A 23,056-nucleotide genomic window follows, 5' to 3' on the forward strand; every position below is an offset into this window, starting at 1 on the left:
CCTCATAATTCCATTACGATTAGATGGGGTTGCATTGCTTGATTGGTTTGAGTCAATGCAGTTTGTAATTCTTGATTGGTTCGCGCCACAGTAGACGCTAAGCCATATGCTTTGGCCAAAGCTGTCCAATCTATTTTGGGTTGATTGAGTTCGGTTAAAGACAATGCCGTTTCACTGAATTCTTCTACACCAAAACGCCTTAATTCATTTTGCAAAATGGCATAACGATGATTGGCAGCAATGAGAATCGTGACAGGTAAATTTTCACGGGCAATGCTCCACAATGTTTGAATGGTATATTGCGCACTGCCATCAGACTGTAAGCAGAACACCCGTGTGCCTCGTTCAGCCAGTGCAGCACCAAAACCAGCAGGAATGCCCTGTCCAATTGCGCCACCCGTATTGGTCATGACCCGATGTTTTACTGCATCATTCGAAGCAGTAAAAAATGGATAACCACAAGTCCCCCCCTCAATAGAGACAATACAGTCCTCAGTCAGACTGGCAGAGAGAACTTTAGCAATAGAGGCTGGGCTCAATGCCGCTTGTGCTGGTGGTAGTTCTATCGCTTTGCTTACGACAGGCACAAAGGCAGGTGCATTCAGTTCATCCGCCAGCGCATTGAGTGCCGCAGGTACATCCTCACCGACATCAGCCAGATAAAGCAAACGATCTGGTTCAGCTAAGCGCGATGGCAATCCTTCATAGCCAAAATAGCTAATTGGATCAATTACACCCGCACACACCACGTAATCATATTGTTCCAACACCTCAATCGCCTTTTCAGGAAAATATGGCAAGCGATCTAGATCTGGCAAGCCACCACCTCGATGACTAATCCTTGGGAATGTTTCAGCAAACATATGCACATGCGCCAATTGCGCCAAACGTCCTGCTGCTTTTAAACCCTCATCATTTACACCTGTGTCTCCCACGATAAATACCAGAGATTTACCATGCTGATAATACCGAGCGACCTGTTCAACCTTACTGGCGATAAAGTGACGTTGTGGTGCGGTGACCTGAAAATGCTTCCCGATATCCTGAATCTGTTGGGCTTGAAAATCCATTGGTAAGATCAGCGTAGCGATTTGTCCTTTTGCCTGCCAAGCGGCTTTCATCGCATCCTGTAAATCATCACCAATACTGTTGGCATTGCGGGTCATGCGTACCCAACCTGACACAGTTTTTGCCATGCTTTCAATATCACTGGCAAGTGGTGGATCATAGTTCACATGCCATGAAGCATGGTCACCAATAATATTCACTATAGGTGTATTAGCACGACGAGCATTGTGCAAATTTGCCATGCTATTGGCAAAGCCCGGTCCCAAATGGGTCAGGGTCAAAGCTGGTTTTGCTGCAACCCGACCATATCCATCAGCTGCACCAGAACAAACGCCCTCAAATAGAGAAAGTATAGGTTTGATTTTAGTTTCCGCTTGCATCACCGCAACCATCGGAATTTCTGTTGTTCCTGGGTTAGCAAAACAATATTCAAAGCCAAGTTGCGCAGCCGTTTTTACAAAATATTCCGCACCGATCATCTTCTTCACCAGAAAATTTAAATTAATCCCTTATTAAGATATTTATAAAACATAAAATTTATTATTTCAATAGTTATTTTCACAATACGGGATTTTTTTAATTTCTTTATTTTTAGCTCATTCAATGCTAATTTATTTAATTATTTCCATAATGTAAAAATATGAGCAGCAGCCTTTCAAGAATACTCAGCGTATTAAATTTATTTACACCTGAACGCCTCGTTATTGATGCTGATGTGATTGCTAATGAATACGGTCTTTCTCGCACATCTTCTTATCGCTACCTGAAAGAACTATGTGATGCTGGTTTGATTGCAAAACGTGGCCCAGGCGGTTACGTGTTAGGTCCTCGCCTAATTGAACTTGATTGGATGATGCGTAAGTATGATCCAGTCCTCAGCTCAGGGCGTGTTTATATTGAGCAATTAAGTCAAAGAACTGGCCTAACTGTTTTTGTCAGTGCTTTTTATGATAATAAAATTATTAATACTTTTATTCTCTCGCCAAACAACGACCTAAACTATAGCTTTGGCCGTGGTCGCCCTCTTCCATTATTTCGTGGAGCGCAAGCCAAAGTATTAATTTCTTTCCAAGGTACAAAAAAAATTAAAGACTTGTATGAGGAGAAAATAAAATTTGATCCTTTGAATATTTATTCTTTAGAAGAGATCCTTAAACAAGCGAAACAAATTCGTAAAGAAGGTTTTTGTATTACCAACAACGAATTAAATCAAGGACAAACAGGTATCGCCGCACCAATTTTTATTGATCAAGACTCCAAAGAATCACATACAAGTATTAGTGTGGTCGGGTCTTATGAACAATTTGAACTCTTGAGAAAAGAAACCATTATTGAAATACTTTTGGATACATCGGCAAAATTAACCCAAGCAATGGGTCAGCAAAATCAAGTGGATAGTAATAGTAGCCAAATCAATTTGGAAGAAGTAGAGCACATATGATTTAAAGCAGATGTGCATATCAAATTCTTATAATCTATCGAAAGCGTGATATTTCATATATATAATGTGATGACAATCATACAGATGGCTTTTAAATCATTCTCAATAGAAACATTGAGCTTATGCCCCAAACATAGATCGGGGCAAAAGCTTTATTTTTCCAAAATTTATTCTGTTTTAAGACATTATATTCCACAGCGTTTTTTATACCAATAACGGCAGTACCATTACTGCTAGCTGTTAATCATATTGAAAAAATGGGTTCACTCTTTTTTGTACAGCTCTTTTTAATATAGCCCGCTTTTATATTCCTTTTACTGTGCTCAAGTCTTTATTTTTATCTCAAACTACAGTTTAAACCCGCTAAAAAGCAATAAATTTAATTTTTCACACTATTTAAAATAAATAGTATTTTAATTGCAATTAATCCTAAATTTATTTGTATTTTTACCACATTACAGAATTTTTTAAAAATAAACACTTTCTTTTAATTAATTTTTATGCTTAATTATTGTACATAGCCAGCAGCCAAGCTTAAAAAAACAATATTTCCTACAATATGGAATTTAATTTTATTAATTTTGTTTATTATTTTAAATTATCCCATATTGTAAAATTTAACAAAAATATTAACGGAGTTGATGTGCGATGGATACTCACTGCTTTTTTACCCCTAAATGGTCTTTATTACACAGTACAAACCTATATCAATGCGTTCTGTATTCCACAGCAGGGGAAAAATTCCTGTTTGTACTGCCCATGCAGAACCATCTAGATAAAAATACTATTTACAAAAAATTTGATTGAAATTTATTGGCTTGGAAAAAAATTGTATTTTTCACTGCACCATCATTTGGAACACAAATATTTGAAAGTATTCACCATGGAGGGAATTTACCACAATTTTAAAATTTAAATGGCGATAGGGAAATCGACCAAGATAAATTGACGATGGTTAATGAAGAAATTATGTCAAGTTTTAAATACCTCTCGACAATTTAGCTTTTATCTCGATCCCCACACTAGGTTTAAAAATAAGCCAACGACAAGCGACCAACGTAGTCGTTAAGCAACCTCAAGGAAGAGACGAATATGAGTATATTAGAAAGCTTACCTAACTCATCCAAACCTTCAAGTAACGATGAGCGACAAAGAAAAAAAACTGAACGAAAAGTTGCCTTAGCCACAGTGATAGGAACATCAATTGAGTTTTATGATTACTTTATTTATGCAGCTATCGCAGGCATGGTTTTTAACCATATTTTCTTTGGTCCAGCAGGACCCGCATTTGCTACGATTCTAGCTTTTGCTTCAGTTGGAATTAGTTTCTTATTCCGCCCTTTGGGTGCATTTTTAGCAGGACATTATGGCGACAAACTAGGCCGAAAAAACATGTTGGTCATCTCATTGATTTTAATGGGTGGGAGTACCACGCTGATTGGTCTATTACCGACGTATGCGTCAATTGGCATCGCTGCACCATTGTTATTGGTGTCATTACGTATTATTCAAGGAATTTCTGTTGGGGGTGAATGGGGTGGCGCTATCTTAATGGCCGTTGAGCATGCACCTAAAGGTAAACGCGGTCATTTTGGTGCTTTCCCTCAATTAGGTGTTCCCCTTGGACTGTTGCTATCCTCTGCCGTTCTCTCAATTATGACAGGGTTCGTTTCCCCAGGTGATGAGTTTCTTGAATGGGGTTGGCGAATTCCTTTTCTGTTCAGTATCGTTCTAGTTTTAATCGGTCATTGGATTCGCATTTCACTGGATGAAACCCCTATTTTTAAAGAAATTAAACAACGTAAAGTTGCGACAAAAACACCAATTAAAGAATTGTTTAAAAATCATTTTTTAATTCTTATTCTTGCATCGTTCTTATTGGCTGGAACACAAGCAATCGGTTATATGACCACCGGCGGATTTATCCAAAACTATGCAACCGATCCAAATGGCCCAATCCAAATGGCTCGTACAACGCTGTTAAGCATTATGACAGCCATAGCAGTGGTCTGGGTGATTGTGACTTATTTTGCTGGTGGTTGGTCAGATAAATTTGGCCGTAAAAAAATGTATTACCTTAGCTATAGCCTGCAATTTGCGACCGTTTTGGTCTTGTTTCCCTTGTTAAATATGGGACAGATTTGGTCGATTGGTCTAGCTTTATTCCTACTTTCAGTCAGTGTCGGTATTGCCTGTGGTGTTCAATCTGCCTTTTATGCAGAACTGTTCCCAGTCTCTGTTCGATTCTCTGGTGTATCGATTGCCTATGCATTGGGCTCTATTTTAGGTGGTGCATTTTCACCAATGATCGCTGCTTGGTTGATTTCCACTACAGGAGAAACCTCTTCGGTCACCTACTACTTAGCATTTATGACCATTTTGGCTTTGGTAGCCATTAGCTGTTTAAAAGAACGACGTAACTTACCTTTAGGATTCGAATATGAAGAACGGCAAAAGGCAGATCCGCTTGTTTGGCAAAAAAAACCTGATTATCAATAATTCTGATTAAAAGAATAACCAAACAGACCTCTCTTCATCTGCCTTTAAATCGAATAAGTAGATGAAGCAGAGTGCAATACCCGCTTGTCGCAGTATGACAAAAGAATAGCGATAACTAAAAAATGAAGGGAAACCCTATGAAAAATCCTATTTTAATCACCGTATTCACATTTAACCTATTTGCATTCACCCAACTCAGCTATGCCAATGTCCTCGATGGTAGTGCTAGGCTGGTGCTTAAAAATGCATATATTGACCGCGATTTTGACCCTTCAACAATTAAAGATGTTGGAAGCTGGTCACAAAGTGCATCTTTATTTATTCAATCTGGCTATACCGATACCCCTCTACAAATTGGTTTAGATGCAAGTGTGCAATATGCACTTCGTTTGAGTAATGATAAAGGCGTTGCCGATACTGTATTACCTTTTGATACGAGTACAGGAAAGCAGGCAAAAGACCAGTTAAAATATGGAGCGACACTAAAAGCCAAATACCAACAGGCTGAACTAAAAGTTGGGGAACTTTGGTTAAATTTACCGACCACTCCTGTAGATGAGAGCCGACAATTATTTACAAGCTTTCAGGGTGCACAATTGAATTTTAAAGCAGCGCCCAATCTGAATATTGAGTTAGGTCGTGTGGAAAAACTATCTCCACGGAATGAAGAAAAATTTAGAGATCTGAGCTATACCCTGAATGGTGTAACACATCGTTCAGATGGCTTGAATTATATTGATGTGAAATATCAACCTACGCCTAAATGGCATTTGGAATATTACTTTGGAGAGGTTGAATCCTTATTTAACCGCCACTATTTTGGTGCAGAATATCGATCTCAGTTTGATCAAGTTACAAGTAAAACCAAATTAAAATATTTTCATACTATCGAAACTAATGATTCAAAATTAGACGCTTTTACCAATCAGAATATCGGCATTTTGCAAAGCTTTGATTATGGTAATCACAGTATATCTGCTGGCTATCAACAAATCAGCGGTGACAATGCCTATGCCCTGCTTGATGGTTTTGTACCTGAATTATATTTTATTAACTGGAACGTAACTGGCTTTTTCAAAGAGAAAGAAAAAACATGGCATGCTATTTACAGCTATAAATTCGATGGCCCATTAAAAGGTCTAAATGCTGCGGTGAAATATTCTTATGGCTATGATTTTATTTATAAAGACTTTAGCAATAACAAAGAGAGTGAACTCGATGTGGGTTTAAATTATAAATTCATGCATCCTAAACTTAATGGATGGTCGCTCAGTTATTTATTTGCAGATTACAACAGTAAAAATAGTAATAGCTTTATCGAAAATCGTGCATTTCTCAGCTTTCAAAAAACATTTAAATAAAGGTTATTTAGCACTATGTCCATAGTTTCACTTCACCCATACCCAATAGGTAAATTCGGAGGAAACAACATAGAAATTAGGCCTCATGAGATAGCTTCATTTAATAGTATCTTATGATGAAGATCATAAATGAATATTTGACCTATAGAACCTTGTTATTGAAATACAACCTGACTCGGACTTTCATATCCGAGTCATTTTATTGGAAAATTATTCGATCTGATTATTATTTACAAGCAAGTTGATGTACATACTTTGCAAAGTAAGTATCTCGACTGGGTTTGATTTCAGTAATAATTGTAGAGGGTACTCTTTGAAGTCTGGAGGTGATGTATCATTTAAATTCTTTCACAAAACAAAATATAAATTTAATATCTTGCTTGATTGCTAAACTCATCTCTGTTGTAGTTAATCTATGATTTTTTTAAAACAAAGAGGTAGTCAAATAATATCAACTACCTCATAAAGAGCAATGCGATTATTTAAAAATTCTTGGTCACACTGACATACAAACGGTCATCATACATATTCATTTGACTGTCAATATTATTGCCAACCCACGCTAATTCAGTGGTTACACCTTTATAATCACCGCGTACTCCCACTTTATAATCAAAGTAACTGTCTTTCTTTCCATCAGGAACTGAACCTAGCTGAAATTCAGCAACACTATCCTGCTTGGTATAACCCGCCGAACCAAACAGTTGTACATTTTCAACTACAGGAAAGCTGTATTCACTACTAAAATAATATTCGTTACCTGAACCAAAAACATAATTCGGTGAATAGTAAACTGCTGCACTGAAGTTATCTTGAGCAACAAATGTACCTGTACGCTTGTACATCACCCCATACTCACCAAAATCAGCCGATTTTCCATTTGGGCTAAAATTTCCTCCAGGATAATTCACATCTGCATAAAAGAAATCCAGACTGTTTTTATCATTGATATGCCATGTATAGCCCAGTATTGCATCTGCTTCTACGCTACCACCATTTGGTGTTGTTGCACTTGCGCCCCATAGCATTAAATAAGCACCTGACTGATGTGCCAAAATCAATCCCCCTTGTACTGACGGTTTTTGATCTGACTTGGAAAAACCACGACTACGATAATCCGAAGATAAAGTGAATGTCCCATGTACAGAAAACTGATCCATAAATGTTTCTGGATTAGATGTCTCTGTCTGGGCTTGTACTGTCTGTGCACTTCCTATCGCCAGTACGGTAGATAAAACTAAATAGTTCATATTGTTCTCCTTTCATCCTTGTTGTTTTACCTCATCACACTTCACCTTGAATGTATGTGAGATGGTGCCATCCTTAGAGACACATTCCATAAAAATATTTATTCCTTATTATAGGATTTTATATATTTAAATGACTATAAAAACAACAACTATTTTAATTATTTTCACAATACGGTATTTTATCATTTAAATTCAAACCCAAGAAACATTCATCAATAGTTATTTATCCTTTGCCACTTTATTTGGCATTTTAGGCTGCTTTATTGCAACATTTATTGGGCATAAGGTCAGCCGTATGGTGATCGTGATCAGTGGTTTTGTCTTGTTCTTTATTTCACTCTCTTTAATGTTTGGCACGATTACGGCGCCAACATTTATGACCGCCGTTGTTGTGTTTAAATTTGCCTGGATGTTTACTTTCCCATTTATCTTGGGCAGTTTAGCCATCATGGATCATACTGGCAGTATTATGAAATACGTCAGTTTAATGATTGCGATTGGTATGGGGGTTGGACCTGGCGTATCGGGTCAAATTATCGAACATACAGCAAGCTTTAATACACTGGTGAGCTATGCCATGTCGATGTTCCTGATCTCTTTAATCTTGGTTACTTTATTAAATCGTAAATTTGATCAACAGCCAAATAAACAGAAAAACTCGACAGAACATTAATCTCATACATTGCAGTTAGCCAGTCGATTGACTGGCTTGGGTGTTTTTATTGATCTAAATAGATTTCTAAATACGACTTATTCTTTTGAATTGTTGATGCTTTATTTTAAAGTTCAGTAATGCACACCAACCACTACCCTATATTTATTTACACTGTGCCAATGTTTGTGATGGCGTTTCACCAAACAATTTTTTATAGTCTGTGGCAAATTGTGATAAATGCCAAAAACCCCATTCACTAGCCACTTCACTGACCAAAGCAGATGTAGCATTTTGAATAAAGCTGCGTCTTACCCCATTGAGTCGCAAGTGTTTTAAAAATTGCGCAGGACTTTGTCCTGTAATCAATTCAAAACAGTTTTGCAAGGTACGGCGCGAGGTATTGGTGAGCTGACACAACTCATCCATGGTCAAGGGATTATCTTGATAAGATTGCATTGCATCAAGTGCGCGTTGTACCACAATTTTTGCCTTCCGTGCGGATAGACGAATCTCATTTTTTTGCTGCTGCAAGGCTTGAACATACCGAAAACCCAGATCTAGAATCTCGGACTTTGCCTGTTGCATACTGGCTAAATTTACTCCACAAGGATGTTTAGATAAGTTATTTAATAAAGCAGTCAGTTTAGAATAAATTTCTTGTGCCAAGGGCTGATGTGTCAACATACTCGCCCCTTGCGGAATATCTCCCAGCTCTTCTAATAAAGACATGGGTAGACTTAAGGATACAAAGGAAGACTGTTGCGGTGTTCGCATCATAATTTCACCGCCTTGACATAATGAAATAATTTCTGCGCCTTGTAATGCCTGCCCCATCCACAATGCTGGATCAGATAAATTAGAAAAAACACCTAAACACAATGAGTCCGCTTTGCCTTCTCCACTTTGGAAAATTGAGGGACTAATTTTTTCTTCATAGATTTGAATATCATCCAGCCAAAGTTCATTCAAATGACTTTCAAAATGACCTGACGAAAGTTGATCATAGGATAAAGACCAGTCCTTTAAAATCTGGGTATGCTGTAAAGACTCTCTTATTTGAAAGCCATGCAACAAACCTGTATTTACATCTGGTTCAACGACTAACATCCATGCCTCGCTTTTACCTAAAAATGCAAAAAATTTTCTATTAAATTTCAATTTGTTAAATTTCAATCAAAAATGAAATCTAACTTTTATTGTAAGGTGAATCCATGAATTGGCAAGCCTTTAAATGTAACGTTTTCAATACTATATTTACTGGCTATTCAACAGATAAAACAGGATCAAAGTGCTGCATACCACAGACACTTGATCCTGTTTTTAAACCGATAAATTTGCAGTGTTATACATCAACTTGTTCAAATGCAGTCTGTAATGCATTGACCAATAGCTCACACCCAGCTTGATCAATCACCAACGGTGGAGCAAGCACGATTTTTGGCCCAACAGGTCGAACCACTGCGCCCGCATTACGGCAAGCTTCTGTAATACGCCAAGCCAAGTTATTATCAGGTGCAATAGATTCACGAGTATTCTTATCTGAAACCAGATCAATTGCCAGCATCAAGCCTTTGCCACGAACATTACCAACGGATGGGAATTTTTCTTCAAAACTTTTTAATTGATTCAGTAAAACATCCCCCATTTTGGCAGCATTGGCAGGCAAGTCTTCTTTTTCAACAATATCAAGCACTGCCAGACCTGCTGCACACCCCAAAGGATGTCCACCATAGGTATAGCCCTGCATCAAAATCCCCCGATGATCTTTGTTGTGTAAGAAGGCCTGTTCAATTCGATGATTGATCAAAGTTGCTGAAAGCGGGACATAGCCTGCGGTTAACGCCTTGGCAAATACCATAATGTCAGGTTTTACTCCCCAGCCTCGCGAACCAAACATATTGCCACTACGACCAAAGCCAGTAACCACTTCATCTGCAATCAGTAAAATTCCATATTTATCACAAATCTGACGTACCAAAGGCCAGAAATTCGTTGGAGGTACAATTACCCCACCCGCACCTTGCACAGGTTCCGCAATAAATGCGGCCACACTGTCTGAACCATAATATAAAATGTCTCGTTCCAGCTGTTCAGCAACCAACTGCCCTAATTGCTCAGGATCATCACAGTTCCAAGGATTGCGATACAACCACGGTGATTCAATCTGTGAACAACCGTCCAAAACAGGGCCATAGTTCATCCGATAAATAGACAAACCTCCGACAGATGTCCCACCGAAATGCACACCATGATAAGCATTTTTCAATGAGATAAAACGGGTACGCTGCGGTTGTCCCTGTAAAATCCAATATTGACGGGCTATTTTTAAAGCGGTTTCAACGCCATCTGAACCTCCCGTGCCATAGAGCACCCGAGCCATATCTTCCTGAGTTGTCATTTCAATCAGTTTATTGGACAAGGCTTCTGCTTTAGGGTGGCTCACGCCATCAAATAACTGGTAGTACGCCAGTTCGTCCATTTGTTGAGTAATGGCCTGTTTGACTTCAGCTCGATTATGTCCAACATTGACACACCATAAACCAGCAAAACCATCTAGCATTTTACGGCCCTGATCATCCCAGACAAAAAGTCCATCTCCTTTAACGATTCGTAATGGCGCCTTGTTTTCCCAATTATTGGGATGGGTCATTGGATGCCAAAATTGGTAATCTTTTGTTTGAACCATTGGACTATTCATACAGAAACTCCTTGCCTATTCGGACATTAAGAATGGGTAACAATATTTGCGACATCTTCATATTTTTGCGGATTAATATGTTTCAAGACACGAGCTGTGATCATGCCAATGAGCATACAAGCCAGCAGTAACCATGGTAAAAACAGTACAACTGGAGAAGATGAACCACTCAACATTTCCAGATTTCTAATCACCACATACAGTATGACCAACATGCCCAACGCGGAAATAATGGGTGCGATCAGACGACTCCACAGCGAAACAGGGAGTTGTTTATGTTGGCGGAAATATTTAATCACTGCGAATGAAACACCGATCTGTAATACCAAAATCGCCATACTTCCCAGAACAGATGCCCATGCAAAAATATTGATCATTGGATCTAGTTTAAACAGCCCAAAAATGACCAAAGCAGCGATCATAAAAATACCTTGTGCAATACTGGCCATATAAGGTGTTTTATAAACAGCATGCGTTTTGGCCAATTGGGACCACAACAAACCATCACGACTAATGGTAAATAGGTAACGGGATAATGAATTATGAAAAGCTTGCGTTGCGGCAAATAAACTGGTGATCAATAAAATTGAAATAACTTCAACCGCCCAACCACCGAGCAACTGCTCAGCCACGTTGTAAACATAGACACCTGGATCTTTGGCTGCTTCTGCGGCAATTTGACTGGCACCGGTATACTGAACAAATACCCATGACGTGAGTGCATAAAATACAGTGATTAGAATCACAGCAGTAAAGGTTGCTTTAGCCACAACTTTTTTAGGTTCTTTACATTCTTCGGCATAAATTGCGGTTGCTTCAAAACCAATAAACGAACAAATCGCAAACACCATAGCAATACCAAAATTGCCATTTAAAACAGTGCTGGGTTGAAAAGCGCTAAATTCCCATGTTCTTGGTTGGGTCATAAAGACGGCATCCATCAACAAGACGATGGCGATCTCAAGCAACATCAGTATGCCGAGGACTTTTCCACCAATTTCAACTTTCGCGATACCCAAGCCAATGACCGCCATTTGCATAAATGCTGCATATGCCCACCACGGTAAACTGCTACCAAAATGTCTAGTGACAAATAGTTCGGTAAAGAAACCAAACATCGCACTGCAAGAAAGTTGCATCGCTGCATAGGCAAGTAAAGCGACATTGAAACCTGCTAAACCACAGGTAAGCCCTAAGCCTTGGACAATATAAGAATAGAATGCGCCTGCATTGACCACATGACGACTCATTGCAACCAAGCCAAAACTAAAAATAAGCAGTAAAGTGCCTGCAACGATAAATGTACCCGCGACACCTGCTCCATTACCTGCCATAAAGGCCACAGGTAGCGCCCCAACCACACCAGTTAAGGGGGATGCTGCAGCCACCACAAAAAATACAACGTACCACAGCCCTAAACTTCCTTTTTGTAATTTATATTCTTTTGACATGCTGATCTCCTTCCTTGATCATGTCTTGAGTCTATAAAGGAAGAACTTAAAGGTGTTATCAAAATATGGCAATTTTAGCGCTTAAATTATGATGGGGCTGCTCGGAACGCATCAGTCCTATTTTTTGAAATAACCGTAGATAAGAGAGCTTGTTTCATAAATCAAAAAAGGATGATTTAAAACTTGTTTTGATTATTTTGTTTGAGATGGCTGTTTTTCATCTTCTTATGTACAGTAACTTGGTAAAATCGACATGGTTTTGAAATCTATATACTCACCACAGATCTCTCGACCATTTTCATCTTGTCTACGATCTAGTTGTTTCTTTTGTTTTTCAGTCATCGTATCGAAATAATGATAAAATGACGCTACAGAATAACCAGCGCAATCCGCAGAGCCATTTTTTATCATTTTAAAACTCATTTAAACTCAGGCATATTGTTTAAATATGCCAATGCTTGCTCGGTTGAGCCTTCATTGAGTGGGCTATGCTTGGGATTAAAATAACGTATACAGGCACGTATCATATAACCAGCTCTAGGGACTCGGTCTTGTCGAGCTGCTCGAAAATAATCCTTAAAACGAAAACGATGCGGTAATTGCGGGTCTTGTTGGACCAAGTTTTCGACAGCAATATAAGCCAAGATAAGGAATAATGGAAAGGTAAAAACAGCCGCACCTGTTCGCAACAAAATATTATTGCTCAAGTGCCTAAACATGGCATCTGCCACTTCACGATGTTCAACCTCTTCAGCGCCATGCCATTGTAATAAACGTAACATTTGTACATTTACTGGTGCAGTTTGTAAGCCCTCAGCATTTAAAACCCAATGACCCAATACACCTGTGAGATGCTCTGCTGCTGCAACCATAGCCAATCGTGTCGTCAACCAAGTTGATTTTAAGCGTGGATGTTTTAACTCATAACCGAATGGTTTAGGACCAATCATGTCATTAAATATCCAGTTCATCATTTCGGTATAACGACTTAAATCAATTCCTAAAGCTTCTATATGTCGCGTACCTAAGGTATGTCCATAGCTGTGAGCACCCTCTTGTTTAATAAAGGCCATGGCTACAGCTTTTAATTGCTCATCTTGAACAAACGGTAATGCGTCTCTAAAAGTCTGACAAAACCAACGTTCTGGTGCTGGTGTAATTGGGTTAATTAAATTCAGCATTTGCGTCGCCATCGGATCATCATAAATCCAATGACTGGGAGTTTCAGCAAAATCAAATACTGGACGTCTTGGAACAATCGTATGGGTTTCTTTGATTAAACCACTCATGATAAAACTCCTTGTATCGCAAATCGTTTAACGATTAGTCCTGTGTCAAAATGTTAAAACCCATACGAGGGCCAAAGGCGATCAATGTACGGAATAATCCCTTAATTGCCTTGGGTTGCTGACCGCTGCTAATCCGACGAAATTGGGCAGCATGCCAAGCCAGTTGTAGATAGGCGTCGACAGGTTTGTATCCAACAGCAGGAATGTTTGCAGGATCAAGTAGTGATTTTCCAGCTAAAAGTTGTTTGGCTAAATCTGGTTGCAAAGCAAAAGGACGAGCCAAACCAATTAAATCAACAGTACCATCAGCAACAATCCGGTTCATCAAATCGACATCACGCAGTCCGCCTGTCAGCATTAATGGCAGTTTGCTCTGCTCACGAAGTGCAGTCGCATAATCAAGGAAATAGCCATCACGCTGAGCCTGTCGATCAGGTGCATATCCCAACTGTGCAGGAGATTCATAATTGCCCCCTGAAACCTCTAATAAATCGATACCCTCAGCTTCTAGAGCTAAGGCAATTTGAAGAGATTCTTGCTGACTTAATCCGCCCTTTTGAAAGTCAGCAGAATTTAGTTTGACACTTAGGATCTTATTTTTGCCGATGGCCTGACGCACTGCACGCACCGTTTCAATCAAAATCCGTTGTCGATTTTCAGGATTCCCACCCCATTGATCTGTACGTGTATTTGCCAATGGAGATAAAAATTGTGATAACAAATAACCATGTGCAGCATGAACCTGTACACCATCGAATCCAGCTTTCACAGCCAATGCAGCCGTGGTCGCAAAACGTTTAATTTGCTCCAAAATTTCTGCCTCAGTCATCGCACGAGGAATACGAATAATATTCATTGCAGGCAAATCTAGCCCAACTGCGGATGGCGCGATTGGCTTTTTTAATAATGGAAGTACAGCAACACGACCAGGATGGTTAATTTGCATAATAATCTTGCTGCCATTTGCTTGTGCAGCTTGGGCCCATAACTTATTTGCCTGTAAGAATTGTTCATCTTGCAAAACGACATTGCGTGGCTCAACAAATGCACGAGAATCAATCATGACATTCCCTGTGATTAATAACCCAGTTCCTCCTCTTGCCCATACAGCATAGAGTTGTTGTAAGTCTATGGTTGGTGAACCATGTCGATCCGCCAATTGCTCACTCATGGCCGATTTTGCAATACGGTTTGGTATCGTTATACCGCAGGCCAAGGTTAATGGTTGCTTTAACGGAGATTTTGCGAGTATACGTTGTGCCATTGGATGAATTCCTAAAATAATTGGATGAATGAGTACGCTGTAAATTTCAATTTCTTGTTTATTTCAATTTCTTGTTTATTTCAGTTACTACTCATTGAAATATTGATTTTTTAATAGGCGCATCATGTTTCTATTGTCATGCTGCCAAGGATGAAAATCGGTTGAGAAGAAGTCGAGATAAGCTTTGCTGATATTCCTCACTAAGCCTTTGCGACCAAACAAATAACCTAGCCCCTGATATAGCCCTTTTAAATCTCGTTGCATTCCTGAATGACGCAAAAGCTCTATCGTTCCACGCCCTGTGACCAAAACAAAAGAGAGTGTAGTTTCAAGCATGACTAGGCGTAGAAAATAAGGCCGATTCACTAAGGATTGATAAACATCAAATGCCACCGCCTTATGTTCAGTTTCTTCAATCGCATGCCATACCCATATTTTTCTTAAATGTACATTGAATAATGCGAGATCTTCGGGGGCGGTACTGATGAAATAATCAGATAAAATCGCAGTCAGGTGTTCCATACAAACTGTGCATGCCAATTGATGTGCTGGAGAAAACTGCGTCTGCATCAAACGATTCATCTTTTTAAATCGTTTATAAATTCGATCGACTGGATAGCCCTTTTTCAGCATGACCCCATTCAATACATCATGCTCTTTACCATGGTGTGCTTCCTGCCCAATAAAAGCGCGAACTTGCTGAAGCAGAATCGGATCTTCAATCTTATTCTGATAATGACGCACACTATGAATAAACTGCCGCTCTCCATCAGGAAAAGCACTAGATAATGCAGTCAATAACAGGGTAAGTAATGGATTATTGCTAAACCAAAATTCAGGAATTTCATCTGTAAAAGTAAAATCCATACTTCTGACTTGAATATCTATCGATGCAGAAACGTGTCTATATTGAATGGCTTTGCTTGAGGAAGGGCTAGCAAACATATCCATCGCCATGCTCCCTATTTATAAAATACGTGGATTAAATTGACGCATTAAGAACAAAGGAGTCCGTAAACGCGGAATCTGAATTGGAGGGATAAAACCACCGGATAAATCCACGCGATGCAATCGTGCATCAACCACTTTACCGAGTCCCATGTCATGTAAAGGATCATTTACCGTACCTGTAAAACGTAAGTTCATCTCCACACGGCGAACCTCGACAGGATGTTCTTTAGGGGTAAATCGAACTTCGCGTGGTAAGCTCAAACCTAATCCTCCTGTGATATTACGATGTGGTAAACCTAGAATTGGCGGTGCATCATGAATGACCTCTCCAAGTTTGGCGTCCATTTCAACTAACACAGTGCCACGACGTGATGCTTTGCTTAGAATACGAGTACCATCATTATCCCAACTGATCTCTCCCATTTTTTTGGGATAGCCCAGCAATTCACGCCCAATGATCATGGCCCGATCATCATCCAGAATCATCCATGGACAAAAAATACCTGTTTTATTACCCACCTGTATATGTACAAACAAACCCGCCTCATGATATGCCCCTGTATAGACATTTTCAGGGAAATAAGCACAGAACAAATCGGCTCTGGCAGGTTTTACCAGTTTCATTCCAGCAGGTAACCAGCGTGCCATTGCTTTTTCATTGACCTCTACCACAGCCGTTAAATATTGAGCATTGTGGTAAAGCTTATTGCCAAGGTTTGCTAAACCAATGGGGATGCGTAAATCATTGATCAGCTGTCTCATGCTTTTAATCTCGAAAATACTTGTTTTAATATGGGTAATAAAATAACGCGTGGGGTATAGCGTCCACCCAGTGTTTGAGCCTGTGCAATAAAACCTGGGATCACAATACGGCGGTTACAATTCATTCCTTGTATCGCCTCTTTGGCTACCCGTTCTGCGGTTACCCAAACAAAACTTCCACCTACACCATCAATTTTTGTAATCCCCGCCACTTCATTAAAACCAGTGATCGTCGGCCCAGGTGCTAATAAGGTACATGTCACACCAGTACCACTCAGCTCACTATGTAGAGATTCAGCAAAGGAGTTCGCGAAAGCTTTACTTGCAGCATAGGTTGCATTGGCTGGTGTTGGTTGATGGCCTGATGTCGAACCCACAATCAAAATTGCACCCGTTTTACGTTGCATCATTTTAGGCAATACAGCTAAAGTAAGATCCTGTACCGCAACCGCATTAACTTCCGTCTCTTCCCGCTCTCGGTCAGCATCCAACTCATGTAATCGGCCAAAAGTGGCAAAACCAGCGTTATTGCATAAAATAGCCACATCCATCTTTTCCAATTCCAGACGGAACTGGGTTCTTGCCTCACGGTTCGCGAGGTCACATGGGCGTAAACTCACTTCTACCTGATATTTCTGACGTAAATGGGTAGCGAGAAGCTCAAGCTTATCTACACGTCGTGCAACCAAAATAAGCGGATAACCACGTTCAGCAAATTTTTTAGCAAGTTCTTCACCAATACCTGAAGATGCGCCAGTAATCACCACTGGTGAATTTTTAAGGGGACGAGGTAAGCTCATCATCAATACTCAGATCAATAGAATAATCTTAGTATCGCGTAGTTAAAACTTGAGCGTGAGATGGAGTTAAGACATAATGCTAATCATTTTCGGCCACCACATAGAACAAAAATGAAAGATCCGTATGGGTTATCAAAAGCCAGTATTCCGATTTCTTATGTTCATTTATTATTAGAAATCATGGTCGAAAAGGGCTTTTCCGCTCCTGATATTTTGCAAAAGAGTAAAATTCCTTTAACACTGCTCAACCAACTAGATGCGCGTATTACGCCTTTACAATGGTCGAAATTAGCTTGGATAAGTTTAACCTTAGCTCAGGACTTTGGACTTGGATATGAGTATGGCCTAAAACTGCGTTTAACCGCCCACGGCCCAATGGGATATGCGTTAATGAGTAGTCCCTCTTTACGTCATGCGATTGAACTTGCAGTGCAATTTTTTAATATGCGCTTAAAAGATTATCGAATTGATTTTTACGAGGAAGAAAATTTATCTGTCATTGATATTCAAGAAACGCACCCTGTGATCAGTAACGATAAAGAGCAAACTGAAATTTTAAGACGGTTTTTTTATGAATGTTTAATGATTGGAATTATTCAGACAGGTAGATCATTAACAGAAAAAGATTTTTCTCAAGTTGAATTAAGAGTTGACTGGCCAGAGCCCCGCTACCATCAAAAATTTCAACAGCAACTTCCCTTGATTCATTTTAATCAAAATAAAAATCAAATCCGATACATCTCATCACGGCTTGACCTCTCCCCACAAATGGCAGATCCGACGGCGTTTCAACAGGCATTGGCACAATGTGAAGCAGAACAAATCCGTTTTTCTGAACAAATTCAAGATATTTGCTTACGTGTAAAAACAGAATTGGTGCTTATTCCTCAAAAAGGCTACCCTTCTTTAGATGACGTTGCCGAACGTTTACATATGTCGAGTCGTACATTGAGAAGACATCTCAACGAAATAAATTCGTCTTACCTGCTTCTGTTAGACGAAGTCAAATATAAAGAGGCTGAAAAACTTTTACTGAACAGCAATATGGAAATCCAAGATATCGCCAATTATCTTGGATATATTCAACCCGCTAATTTTGCTCGCGCATTTAGAAAATGGAGTGGCGTAACGCCGATTCAATTTCGTAAGCAAGCGATACAATAAAAGCGGCGAGCATTAAAGCAAAAATAAACAATTCATTTTAGATAGATCAATTAAAAATCTCTGCCACGTTTTTACTCTCTTATATTTCCTTTTCCCAATTATTTCTCACTAACAATACTTCCACTTACTCAGACTCAAGCTCACTTTAGAGCTTATGGTAAAGCCATTTCTCTAACTGATCTTGGCGCAATACTGTTGACAATCCTCGCAAGAAAAACTAAATTGAATTCAATTCAGTTTTTCTAAGAATAAAATCATGACCGAAAAAAAGATCGCGACTTACCAACGCTTGATCACTGCAGCAGAACAGGAATTGATTGCTAACAATGGACATATGGAGATTAGTGCCATCGCCAAAAGGGCGAATACATCAGCTGGGCTCACCTATCATCACTTTGGCTCAAAAACAGGTCTGATTGCCGCTGTTGTGGATCAATTCTATGAACCATTGAGAGCGCTTGCTTTGGGTGACAGCATTCCAACAAATATTGAATGGAGAGAACGCGAAAAAACCCGTACCAAAGCAATTATTGACTATTTCTATAATCATCCTCTGGCACCTTTGATTGCTGGGCGACTTGCCCGTGAACCTGAAGTGCTTGATATCGAACGTGCACACATGGAGGCATTATTAGAAGCGGGTGCACGTAACATTGCTCAAGGGCAAAAGTTGGGAATAATCAGTCCAGATCTTAATCCGCATACAACAGTAGCAATGCTGATGGGAGGTCTGCGTCTGGCGATTGATCAAGCCATCCTTGCCAAAGAAAGGCCCTCGAATGTGGAACTATTCGAACAACTCTGGAATCTGACAAGCAATACCCTACAACTCAGCCCACTGTCATCTGGAGAAACAAGTAAAAAAACCAAGGCAGGAAACAATATGAACTAAGCGTTTCGTTCTGCCCAGCACGTTAAATCTAGGAGCTTTCAATGTCTAAATTAGATATTCGTCAATATAATAAAAAAGATCACGCAAAGACCCATCGACAATTACAACCAGGGCCTGAGCGAAATACGCCAGAAATCGAACGAGATTTCCAAACCTTAATGCGTGATGGTTATGTCATCATCAACAACCTGATCAGCAAAGAAACCTGCAAGCAGATTAAGCAAGAAGGCCTTGCTCTTCTCGACCAAACTGGACGCAACCCGTTTGAAGGTCAGCAAACCCAGCGTGTCTATAATGTTCTCTCAAAAACGCGAATCACTGATCAACTTGCCGTACATCCTCACATTCTTGGTCTTATGGATCGTCTGTTCCAACCCAACTTCCTGCTCTCTCAGAGTCAAATCATCAATATACTTTCAGGTGAAATCGCTCAAAGTCTGCATTATGATGATGCTTTTTACCGCCTCCCCCGCCCTCGTCAGCCACTTGGTGCTGCAACCATCTGGGCAATTGATGATTTTACCGAAGACAATGGTGCAACAGTAATTATTCCTGGCAGTCACCGTTGGGGAGATGATCGTTTTGCACAAAGATCAGAAGCGATACCCGCAGTGATGCCTGCAGGTTCGGTGATCTTTTTTCTCGGTACGACTTGGCATGGTGGCGGTCAAAATCATTCGAAATCCTCACGCTTTGCGATTACTCATCAGTACTGTGAAGCCTATGTCCGACAACAAGAAAACTATTTGCTTGAACTTTCCAAAGATACGGTAAGGTCGATTTCACCTGAACTTCAAGCCTTAGTTGGTTACTCAATTTACCCACCATTTATGGGTATGGTTGAGGGCATGCACCCACTGCGTACATTAGAACAATCTGAATAAGCTTGTTTTATAAGTCTTTTTTAGAAGTATAGATACCCCTCATCCTAGCCTTCTCCCAAAGTGAGAAGGCTCTTTCAATAACAATATGATTCACTCAACATGACCATATTTTAATAGATGGAAGCGTTCTAATATTCCAGTGTTCAATATCTTATAAAATTGCCTCAACAACATCGTTTTCAAACTAGGTTATCTATAGCCAATCTATTACAATGGCTTCTTTTATTCAGCACAGCATATTTTGAATCGCTCATCTTCCCAATTAAAACGTGGACTTAAAAATCGTCATATCCAATTGATCGCTATGGGTGGCGCTGTGGGTACAGGATTATTTTTAGGTTCTGCACAAGTCATCCAATCTGCTGGTCCTTCGATTATTTTAGGCTATGCCATCGTCGGTTTGATTGCCTTTTTAATCATGCGCCAAATGGGTGAAATGATTGTAGAAGAACCTGTTGCAGGTTCATTCAGTTATTTTTCACAAAAATATTGGGGAAAATTTCCTGGCTTTTTATCTGGCTGGAATTACTGGGTAATGTATATTTTAGTCGCCATGACTGAACTTACAGCGGTGGCTAAATATGTGCATTATTGGTGGCCGCATATTCCCGCTTGGGTCTCCGCTTTATTTTTCTTTGTCATCGTGACTGGTTTTAATCTAGGCAATGTTAAATTTTATGGTGAATCTGAATTTTGGTTAGCCATTATCAAAGTTGTTGCTGTGATTTCGATGATTGTGTTTGGTTTATATCTTTTGCTCACAGCAGGTGCGGATTCAACTACAACTGTGGCAAACCTCTGGCAACATGGCGGATTTTTCCCACATGGTTTTTCAGGGCTATTTTATATGCTGGCCTTTTTAATGTTTGCATTTGGCGGCATTGAATTGATTGGGATGACGGCTGCCGAAGCAGAAAACCCTGAAAAAAGCATACCACAAGCAGTCAATCGCGTGATTTTCCGTATTTTGGTTTTTTATGTGGCTTCTCTTGCCATCATCATGTCATTAATTCCATGGAATCAACTTGATCTTGGCGGTTTAGATAAAAGTCCCTTTGTAATGATTTTCAGCCAACTGGGCTTAGGTTGGGCAGCACATTTACTCAATTTTATTATTCTAACTGCCGCACTTTCGGTATATAACAGTGGTATGTATGCCAATAGTCGTATGCTGTATGGGCTTGCAGTACAAGGCAATGCACCGAAGATGTTTGCAAAAGTCAGCAAACAAGGTGTACCAATCACTGCGGTGATCTTCTCTTCTATACTGATTTTTGGTTGTGTATTACTAAATTATTTTGTGCCTGAAGAAGCATTAAGTCATCTGATGTATTTGGCTGTTGCTGCTCTGGTTTTAAACTGGGCACTGATTAGTTTTACCCATTTAAAATTTAAACGTGCTAAAAAGTTGGAAGGGACAAGGGTAAAATTTCCCTCATTGTTTTCACCCGTAAGCAATTATATTGTTTTAGTTTTTATCAGTATGATCCTATATATCATGTGGGTGCAAAACTTTAAAGAATCGGTCATTTTGATTCCAATCTGGATTATTGTGATGTTTGGATTATTTAAAATTTTGAGTTGGAATAAATCACGTTAGTATTTTAAAGGCTTATTGAATCAAATAAGCCTTGAATAACACAAAATTTCTGACTTGATGGATAGTTGCTGATTGTTCTCTTCTCATTCATGATGGTTATAAAATTTCGCATACTGATAAAACCATGATTACGGTAAAGTATGGCAGATAAAAATTTCATATCTATAACATTCAAATGATAATATCCATAAGCTCAAGTGGGTATGAATGAAGCAGGGTCTTTTGGAAAATTTTATGACACAAGATACAAAACGAAATAAAGGTTCATCGATCACACGAGTACTTGAAATTTTAGAAGCCATTGGTGAAGCAAAACATCCCCCTTCCCCACTTGATCTCTCTTTAGCCCTTGATATTCCAAAGCCCAGTATTCATCGACTCATCCAACTATTAGAAAAAGAAGGTTATGTCAAAGTAGATTTACATGGTGGCTTGTTGGTGGGTGGAAGAGTCAAACAACTATTATTTAATGTTTGGGAAAATGAAAAATTTAGAATTGAACGGTTTTCTATTTTAGAAAAACTGTCAAATAAGATTGGCGAAACCTGTGGTATAGCAATCCTACAAGATAATCATATGCTGTATGTGGATCGTATACAGACGAACTGGCCATTACAGGTATATTTACCCGTCGGTTCAACAGTGCCTGTCTGGTGTACATCAAGTGGCAAACTTTTTTTAAGCCATTTATCCGCAGAAAAAAGGAAAAATATTCTAAAAAATATTCCAATCACCCAGTACACCAAAAACACCATTACAGATCTTAATTTGCTGGAATCTGAAATTCAGCGTATTGGCGTAACAAATTTAGGTACCGATAATGAAGAGTTTATCGCAGGGATGGTGGCCTGTTCAGTGCCTATACTCCACCCCAATGGTGAAATCATTGCCTGCTTATATACCCATGCGCCAAGTATTCGAAAATCCTTAGATGACTTAATCAGCTATCAAGATGCATTAAGAGATGCAGCCAATGATTTAAACATCTATATAAAAAATTCAATCGATTAAATAATAAAAGCTAGCG

20 protein-coding genes are annotated in these 23,056 nt (G+C 39.4%); 9 read left to right on the forward strand and 11 right to left on the reverse strand.

Annotated features, from left to right (window positions below; genetic code table 11):
- Window positions 1-2: 2 nt before the first annotated feature.
- On the reverse strand, window positions 3-1,547 hold the full coding sequence (locus tag ASC84_RS20105) for an acetolactate synthase large subunit (RefSeq protein ID WP_056517935.1): 1,545 nt from the start codon (window positions 1,545-1,547) through the stop codon (window positions 3-5).
- A 161-nt stretch (window positions 1,548-1,708) separates the two neighbouring features.
- Between ASC84_RS20105 and ASC84_RS20110 the strand changes: the two genes are divergently transcribed.
- The 3 genes from ASC84_RS20110 to ASC84_RS20120 all read left to right on the forward strand — a co-directional run bounded on the left by ASC84_RS20110 (window position 1,709) and on the right by ASC84_RS20120 (window position 6,369).
- A complete protein-coding gene (locus tag ASC84_RS20110; protein WP_056517936.1) occupies window positions 1,709-2,509 on the forward strand; it encodes an IclR family transcriptional regulator in 801 nt (266 codons plus the stop codon).
- Between the two features lie 1,092 nt (window positions 2,510-3,601).
- On the forward strand, window positions 3,602-5,008 hold the full coding sequence (locus tag ASC84_RS20115) for an MFS transporter (protein WP_056517937.1): 1,407 nt from the start codon (window positions 3,602-3,604) through the stop codon (window positions 5,006-5,008).
- Between the two features lie 137 nt (window positions 5,009-5,145).
- The gene (locus tag ASC84_RS20120; protein ID WP_081409407.1) at window positions 5,146-6,369 is read left to right on the forward strand and encodes an OprD family outer membrane porin; all 1,224 of its coding nucleotides are present in this window, start codon (window positions 5,146-5,148) and stop codon (window positions 6,367-6,369) included.
- Window positions 6,370-6,851: 482 nt separating this feature from the next.
- On the opposite strand, the gene ASC84_RS20125 is transcribed toward ASC84_RS20120, so the two are convergent.
- A complete protein-coding gene (locus ASC84_RS20125; protein WP_056517940.1) occupies window positions 6,852-7,619 on the reverse strand; it encodes a TorF family putative porin in 768 nt (255 codons plus the stop codon).
- A 295-nt stretch (window positions 7,620-7,914) separates the two neighbouring features.
- Here ASC84_RS20125 and ASC84_RS20130 point away from each other — a divergent pair, with 295 nt between their 5' ends.
- Window positions 7,915-8,292 carry a hypothetical protein gene (locus ASC84_RS20130; protein WP_056517942.1) on the forward strand — a complete coding sequence of 126 codons (378 nt, stop codon included), beginning with the start codon at window positions 7,915-7,917 and terminating at the stop codon, window positions 8,290-8,292.
- A gap of 144 nt (window positions 8,293-8,436) precedes the next feature.
- Here the strand turns inward: ASC84_RS20130 and ASC84_RS20135 are convergent, their stop codons facing one another.
- From ASC84_RS20135 to ASC84_RS20175, 9 genes are all read right to left on the reverse strand, one after another.
- Window positions 8,437-9,381, reverse strand: a complete 945-nt coding sequence (locus ASC84_RS20135) for a helix-turn-helix domain-containing protein (protein WP_056517944.1) — start codon at window positions 9,379-9,381, stop codon at window positions 8,437-8,439.
- 235 nt (window positions 9,382-9,616) lie between these two features.
- Complete coding sequence (locus ASC84_RS20140; RefSeq protein WP_081409408.1) at window positions 9,617-10,972, reverse strand: aminotransferase class III-fold pyridoxal phosphate-dependent enzyme; 1,356 nt, start codon at window positions 10,970-10,972, stop codon at window positions 9,617-9,619.
- Between the two features lie 26 nt (window positions 10,973-10,998).
- Window positions 10,999-12,423, reverse strand: a complete 1,425-nt coding sequence (locus tag ASC84_RS20145; protein ID WP_056517945.1) for an APC family permease — start codon at window positions 12,421-12,423, stop codon at window positions 10,999-11,001.
- Between the two features lie 225 nt (window positions 12,424-12,648).
- The gene (locus ASC84_RS20150; RefSeq protein ID WP_151957267.1) at window positions 12,649-12,834 is read right to left on the reverse strand and encodes a hypothetical protein; all 186 of its coding nucleotides are present in this window, start codon (window positions 12,832-12,834) and stop codon (window positions 12,649-12,651) included.
- Window positions 12,835-12,842: 8 nt separating this feature from the next.
- Complete coding sequence (locus ASC84_RS20155; RefSeq protein WP_056517948.1) at window positions 12,843-13,712, reverse strand: metal-dependent hydrolase; 870 nt, start codon at window positions 13,710-13,712, stop codon at window positions 12,843-12,845.
- Between the two features lie 34 nt (window positions 13,713-13,746).
- On the reverse strand, window positions 13,747-14,976 hold the full coding sequence (locus ASC84_RS20160) for an NADH:flavin oxidoreductase/NADH oxidase family protein (protein WP_056517950.1): 1,230 nt from the start codon (window positions 14,974-14,976) through the stop codon (window positions 13,747-13,749).
- 87 nt (window positions 14,977-15,063) lie between these two features.
- Window positions 15,064-15,927 (reverse strand): metal-dependent hydrolase, encoded by an 864-nt coding sequence (locus tag ASC84_RS20165; RefSeq protein WP_056517952.1) that lies wholly within the window; start codon window positions 15,925-15,927, stop codon window positions 15,064-15,066.
- A 15-nt stretch (window positions 15,928-15,942) separates the two neighbouring features.
- The gene (locus ASC84_RS20170) at window positions 15,943-16,689 is read right to left on the reverse strand and encodes an acetoacetate decarboxylase family protein (RefSeq protein ID WP_056517954.1); all 747 of its coding nucleotides are present in this window, start codon (window positions 16,687-16,689) and stop codon (window positions 15,943-15,945) included.
- Window positions 16,686-17,489, reverse strand: coding sequence for an SDR family oxidoreductase (locus tag ASC84_RS20175; RefSeq protein ID WP_056517956.1), 804 nt, complete (start codon window positions 17,487-17,489; stop codon window positions 16,686-16,688). Before ASC84_RS20175 ends, ASC84_RS20170 begins: the two co-directional genes overlap by 4 nt.
- A gap of 111 nt (window positions 17,490-17,600) precedes the next feature.
- Here ASC84_RS20175 and ASC84_RS20180 point away from each other — a divergent pair, with 111 nt between their 5' ends.
- The 5 genes from ASC84_RS20180 (at window position 17,601) to ASC84_RS20200 (ending at window position 23,040) form a co-directional block, all read left to right on the forward strand.
- Window positions 17,601-18,653 (forward strand): AraC family transcriptional regulator, encoded by a 1,053-nt coding sequence (locus ASC84_RS20180; RefSeq protein ID WP_056517959.1) that lies wholly within the window; start codon window positions 17,601-17,603, stop codon window positions 18,651-18,653.
- Window positions 18,654-18,909: 256 nt separating this feature from the next.
- On the forward strand, window positions 18,910-19,545 hold the full coding sequence (locus tag ASC84_RS20185) for a TetR/AcrR family transcriptional regulator (RefSeq protein WP_056517961.1): 636 nt from the start codon (window positions 18,910-18,912) through the stop codon (window positions 19,543-19,545).
- Between the two features lie 41 nt (window positions 19,546-19,586).
- Window positions 19,587-20,429 carry a phytanoyl-CoA dioxygenase family protein gene (locus tag ASC84_RS20190; protein WP_056517963.1) on the forward strand — a complete coding sequence of 281 codons (843 nt, stop codon included), beginning with the start codon at window positions 19,587-19,589 and terminating at the stop codon, window positions 20,427-20,429.
- Window positions 20,430-20,670: 241 nt separating this feature from the next.
- On the forward strand, window positions 20,671-22,029 hold the full coding sequence (locus ASC84_RS20195; RefSeq protein ID WP_081409410.1) for an amino acid permease: 1,359 nt from the start codon (window positions 20,671-20,673) through the stop codon (window positions 22,027-22,029).
- A gap of 234 nt (window positions 22,030-22,263) precedes the next feature.
- On the forward strand, window positions 22,264-23,040 hold the full coding sequence (locus tag ASC84_RS20200) for an IclR family transcriptional regulator (protein ID WP_004724755.1): 777 nt from the start codon (window positions 22,264-22,266) through the stop codon (window positions 23,038-23,040).
- Window positions 23,041-23,056: the final 16 nt, after the last annotated feature.

It is taken from the genome of Acinetobacter sp. Root1280 (assembly GCF_001425285.1).
Taxonomy (GTDB): domain Bacteria; phylum Pseudomonadota; class Gammaproteobacteria; order Pseudomonadales; family Moraxellaceae; genus Acinetobacter; species Acinetobacter guillouiae.

Excerpts from the sequence above, each read along its gene's own strand:
- ASC84_RS20115 (WP_056517937.1), top strand. The coding sequence starts at position 3,602 with ATGAGTATATTAGAAAGCTTACCTAACTCATCCAAACCTTCAAGTAAC.
- ASC84_RS20165 (WP_056517952.1), bottom strand. The coding sequence starts at position 15,927 with ATGGATATGTTTGCTAGCCCTTCCTCAAGCAAAGCCATTCAATATAGA.
- ASC84_RS20175 (WP_056517956.1), bottom strand. The coding sequence starts at position 17,489 with ATGAGCTTACCTCGTCCCCTTAAAAATTCACCAGTGGTGATTACTGGC.
- ASC84_RS20140 (WP_081409408.1), bottom strand. The coding sequence starts at position 10,972 with ATGAATAGTCCAATGGTTCAAACAAAAGATTACCAATTTTGGCATCCA.
- ASC84_RS20110 (WP_056517936.1), top strand. The coding sequence starts at position 1,709 with ATGAGCAGCAGCCTTTCAAGAATACTCAGCGTATTAAATTTATTTACA.
- ASC84_RS20125 (WP_056517940.1), bottom strand. The coding sequence starts at position 7,619 with ATGAACTATTTAGTTTTATCTACCGTACTGGCGATAGGAAGTGCACAG.
- ASC84_RS20200 (WP_004724755.1), top strand. The coding sequence starts at position 22,264 with ATGACACAAGATACAAAACGAAATAAAGGTTCATCGATCACACGAGTA.
- ASC84_RS20145 (WP_056517945.1), bottom strand. The coding sequence starts at position 12,423 with ATGTCAAAAGAATATAAATTACAAAAAGGAAGTTTAGGGCTGTGGTAC.
- ASC84_RS20150 (WP_151957267.1), bottom strand. The coding sequence starts at position 12,834 with ATGATAAAAAATGGCTCTGCGGATTGCGCTGGTTATTCTGTAGCGTCA.
- ASC84_RS20180 (WP_056517959.1), top strand. The coding sequence starts at position 17,601 with ATGAAAGATCCGTATGGGTTATCAAAAGCCAGTATTCCGATTTCTTAT.
- ASC84_RS20135 (WP_056517944.1), bottom strand. The coding sequence starts at position 9,381 with ATGTTAGTCGTTGAACCAGATGTAAATACAGGTTTGTTGCATGGCTTT.
- ASC84_RS20160 (WP_056517950.1), bottom strand. The coding sequence starts at position 14,976 with ATGGCACAACGTATACTCGCAAAATCTCCGTTAAAGCAACCATTAACC.
- ASC84_RS20120 (WP_081409407.1), top strand. The coding sequence starts at position 5,146 with ATGAAAAATCCTATTTTAATCACCGTATTCACATTTAACCTATTTGCA.
- ASC84_RS20130 (WP_056517942.1), top strand. The coding sequence starts at position 7,915 with ATGGTGATCGTGATCAGTGGTTTTGTCTTGTTCTTTATTTCACTCTCT.
- ASC84_RS20190 (WP_056517963.1), top strand. The coding sequence starts at position 19,587 with ATGTCTAAATTAGATATTCGTCAATATAATAAAAAAGATCACGCAAAG.
- ASC84_RS20155 (WP_056517948.1), bottom strand. The coding sequence starts at position 13,712 with ATGAGTGGTTTAATCAAAGAAACCCATACGATTGTTCCAAGACGTCCA.
- ASC84_RS20185 (WP_056517961.1), top strand. The coding sequence starts at position 18,910 with ATGACCGAAAAAAAGATCGCGACTTACCAACGCTTGATCACTGCAGCA.
- ASC84_RS20170 (WP_056517954.1), bottom strand. The coding sequence starts at position 16,689 with ATGAGACAGCTGATCAATGATTTACGCATCCCCATTGGTTTAGCAAAC.
- ASC84_RS20105 (WP_056517935.1), bottom strand. The coding sequence starts at position 1,547 with ATGATCGGTGCGGAATATTTTGTAAAAACGGCTGCGCAACTTGGCTTT.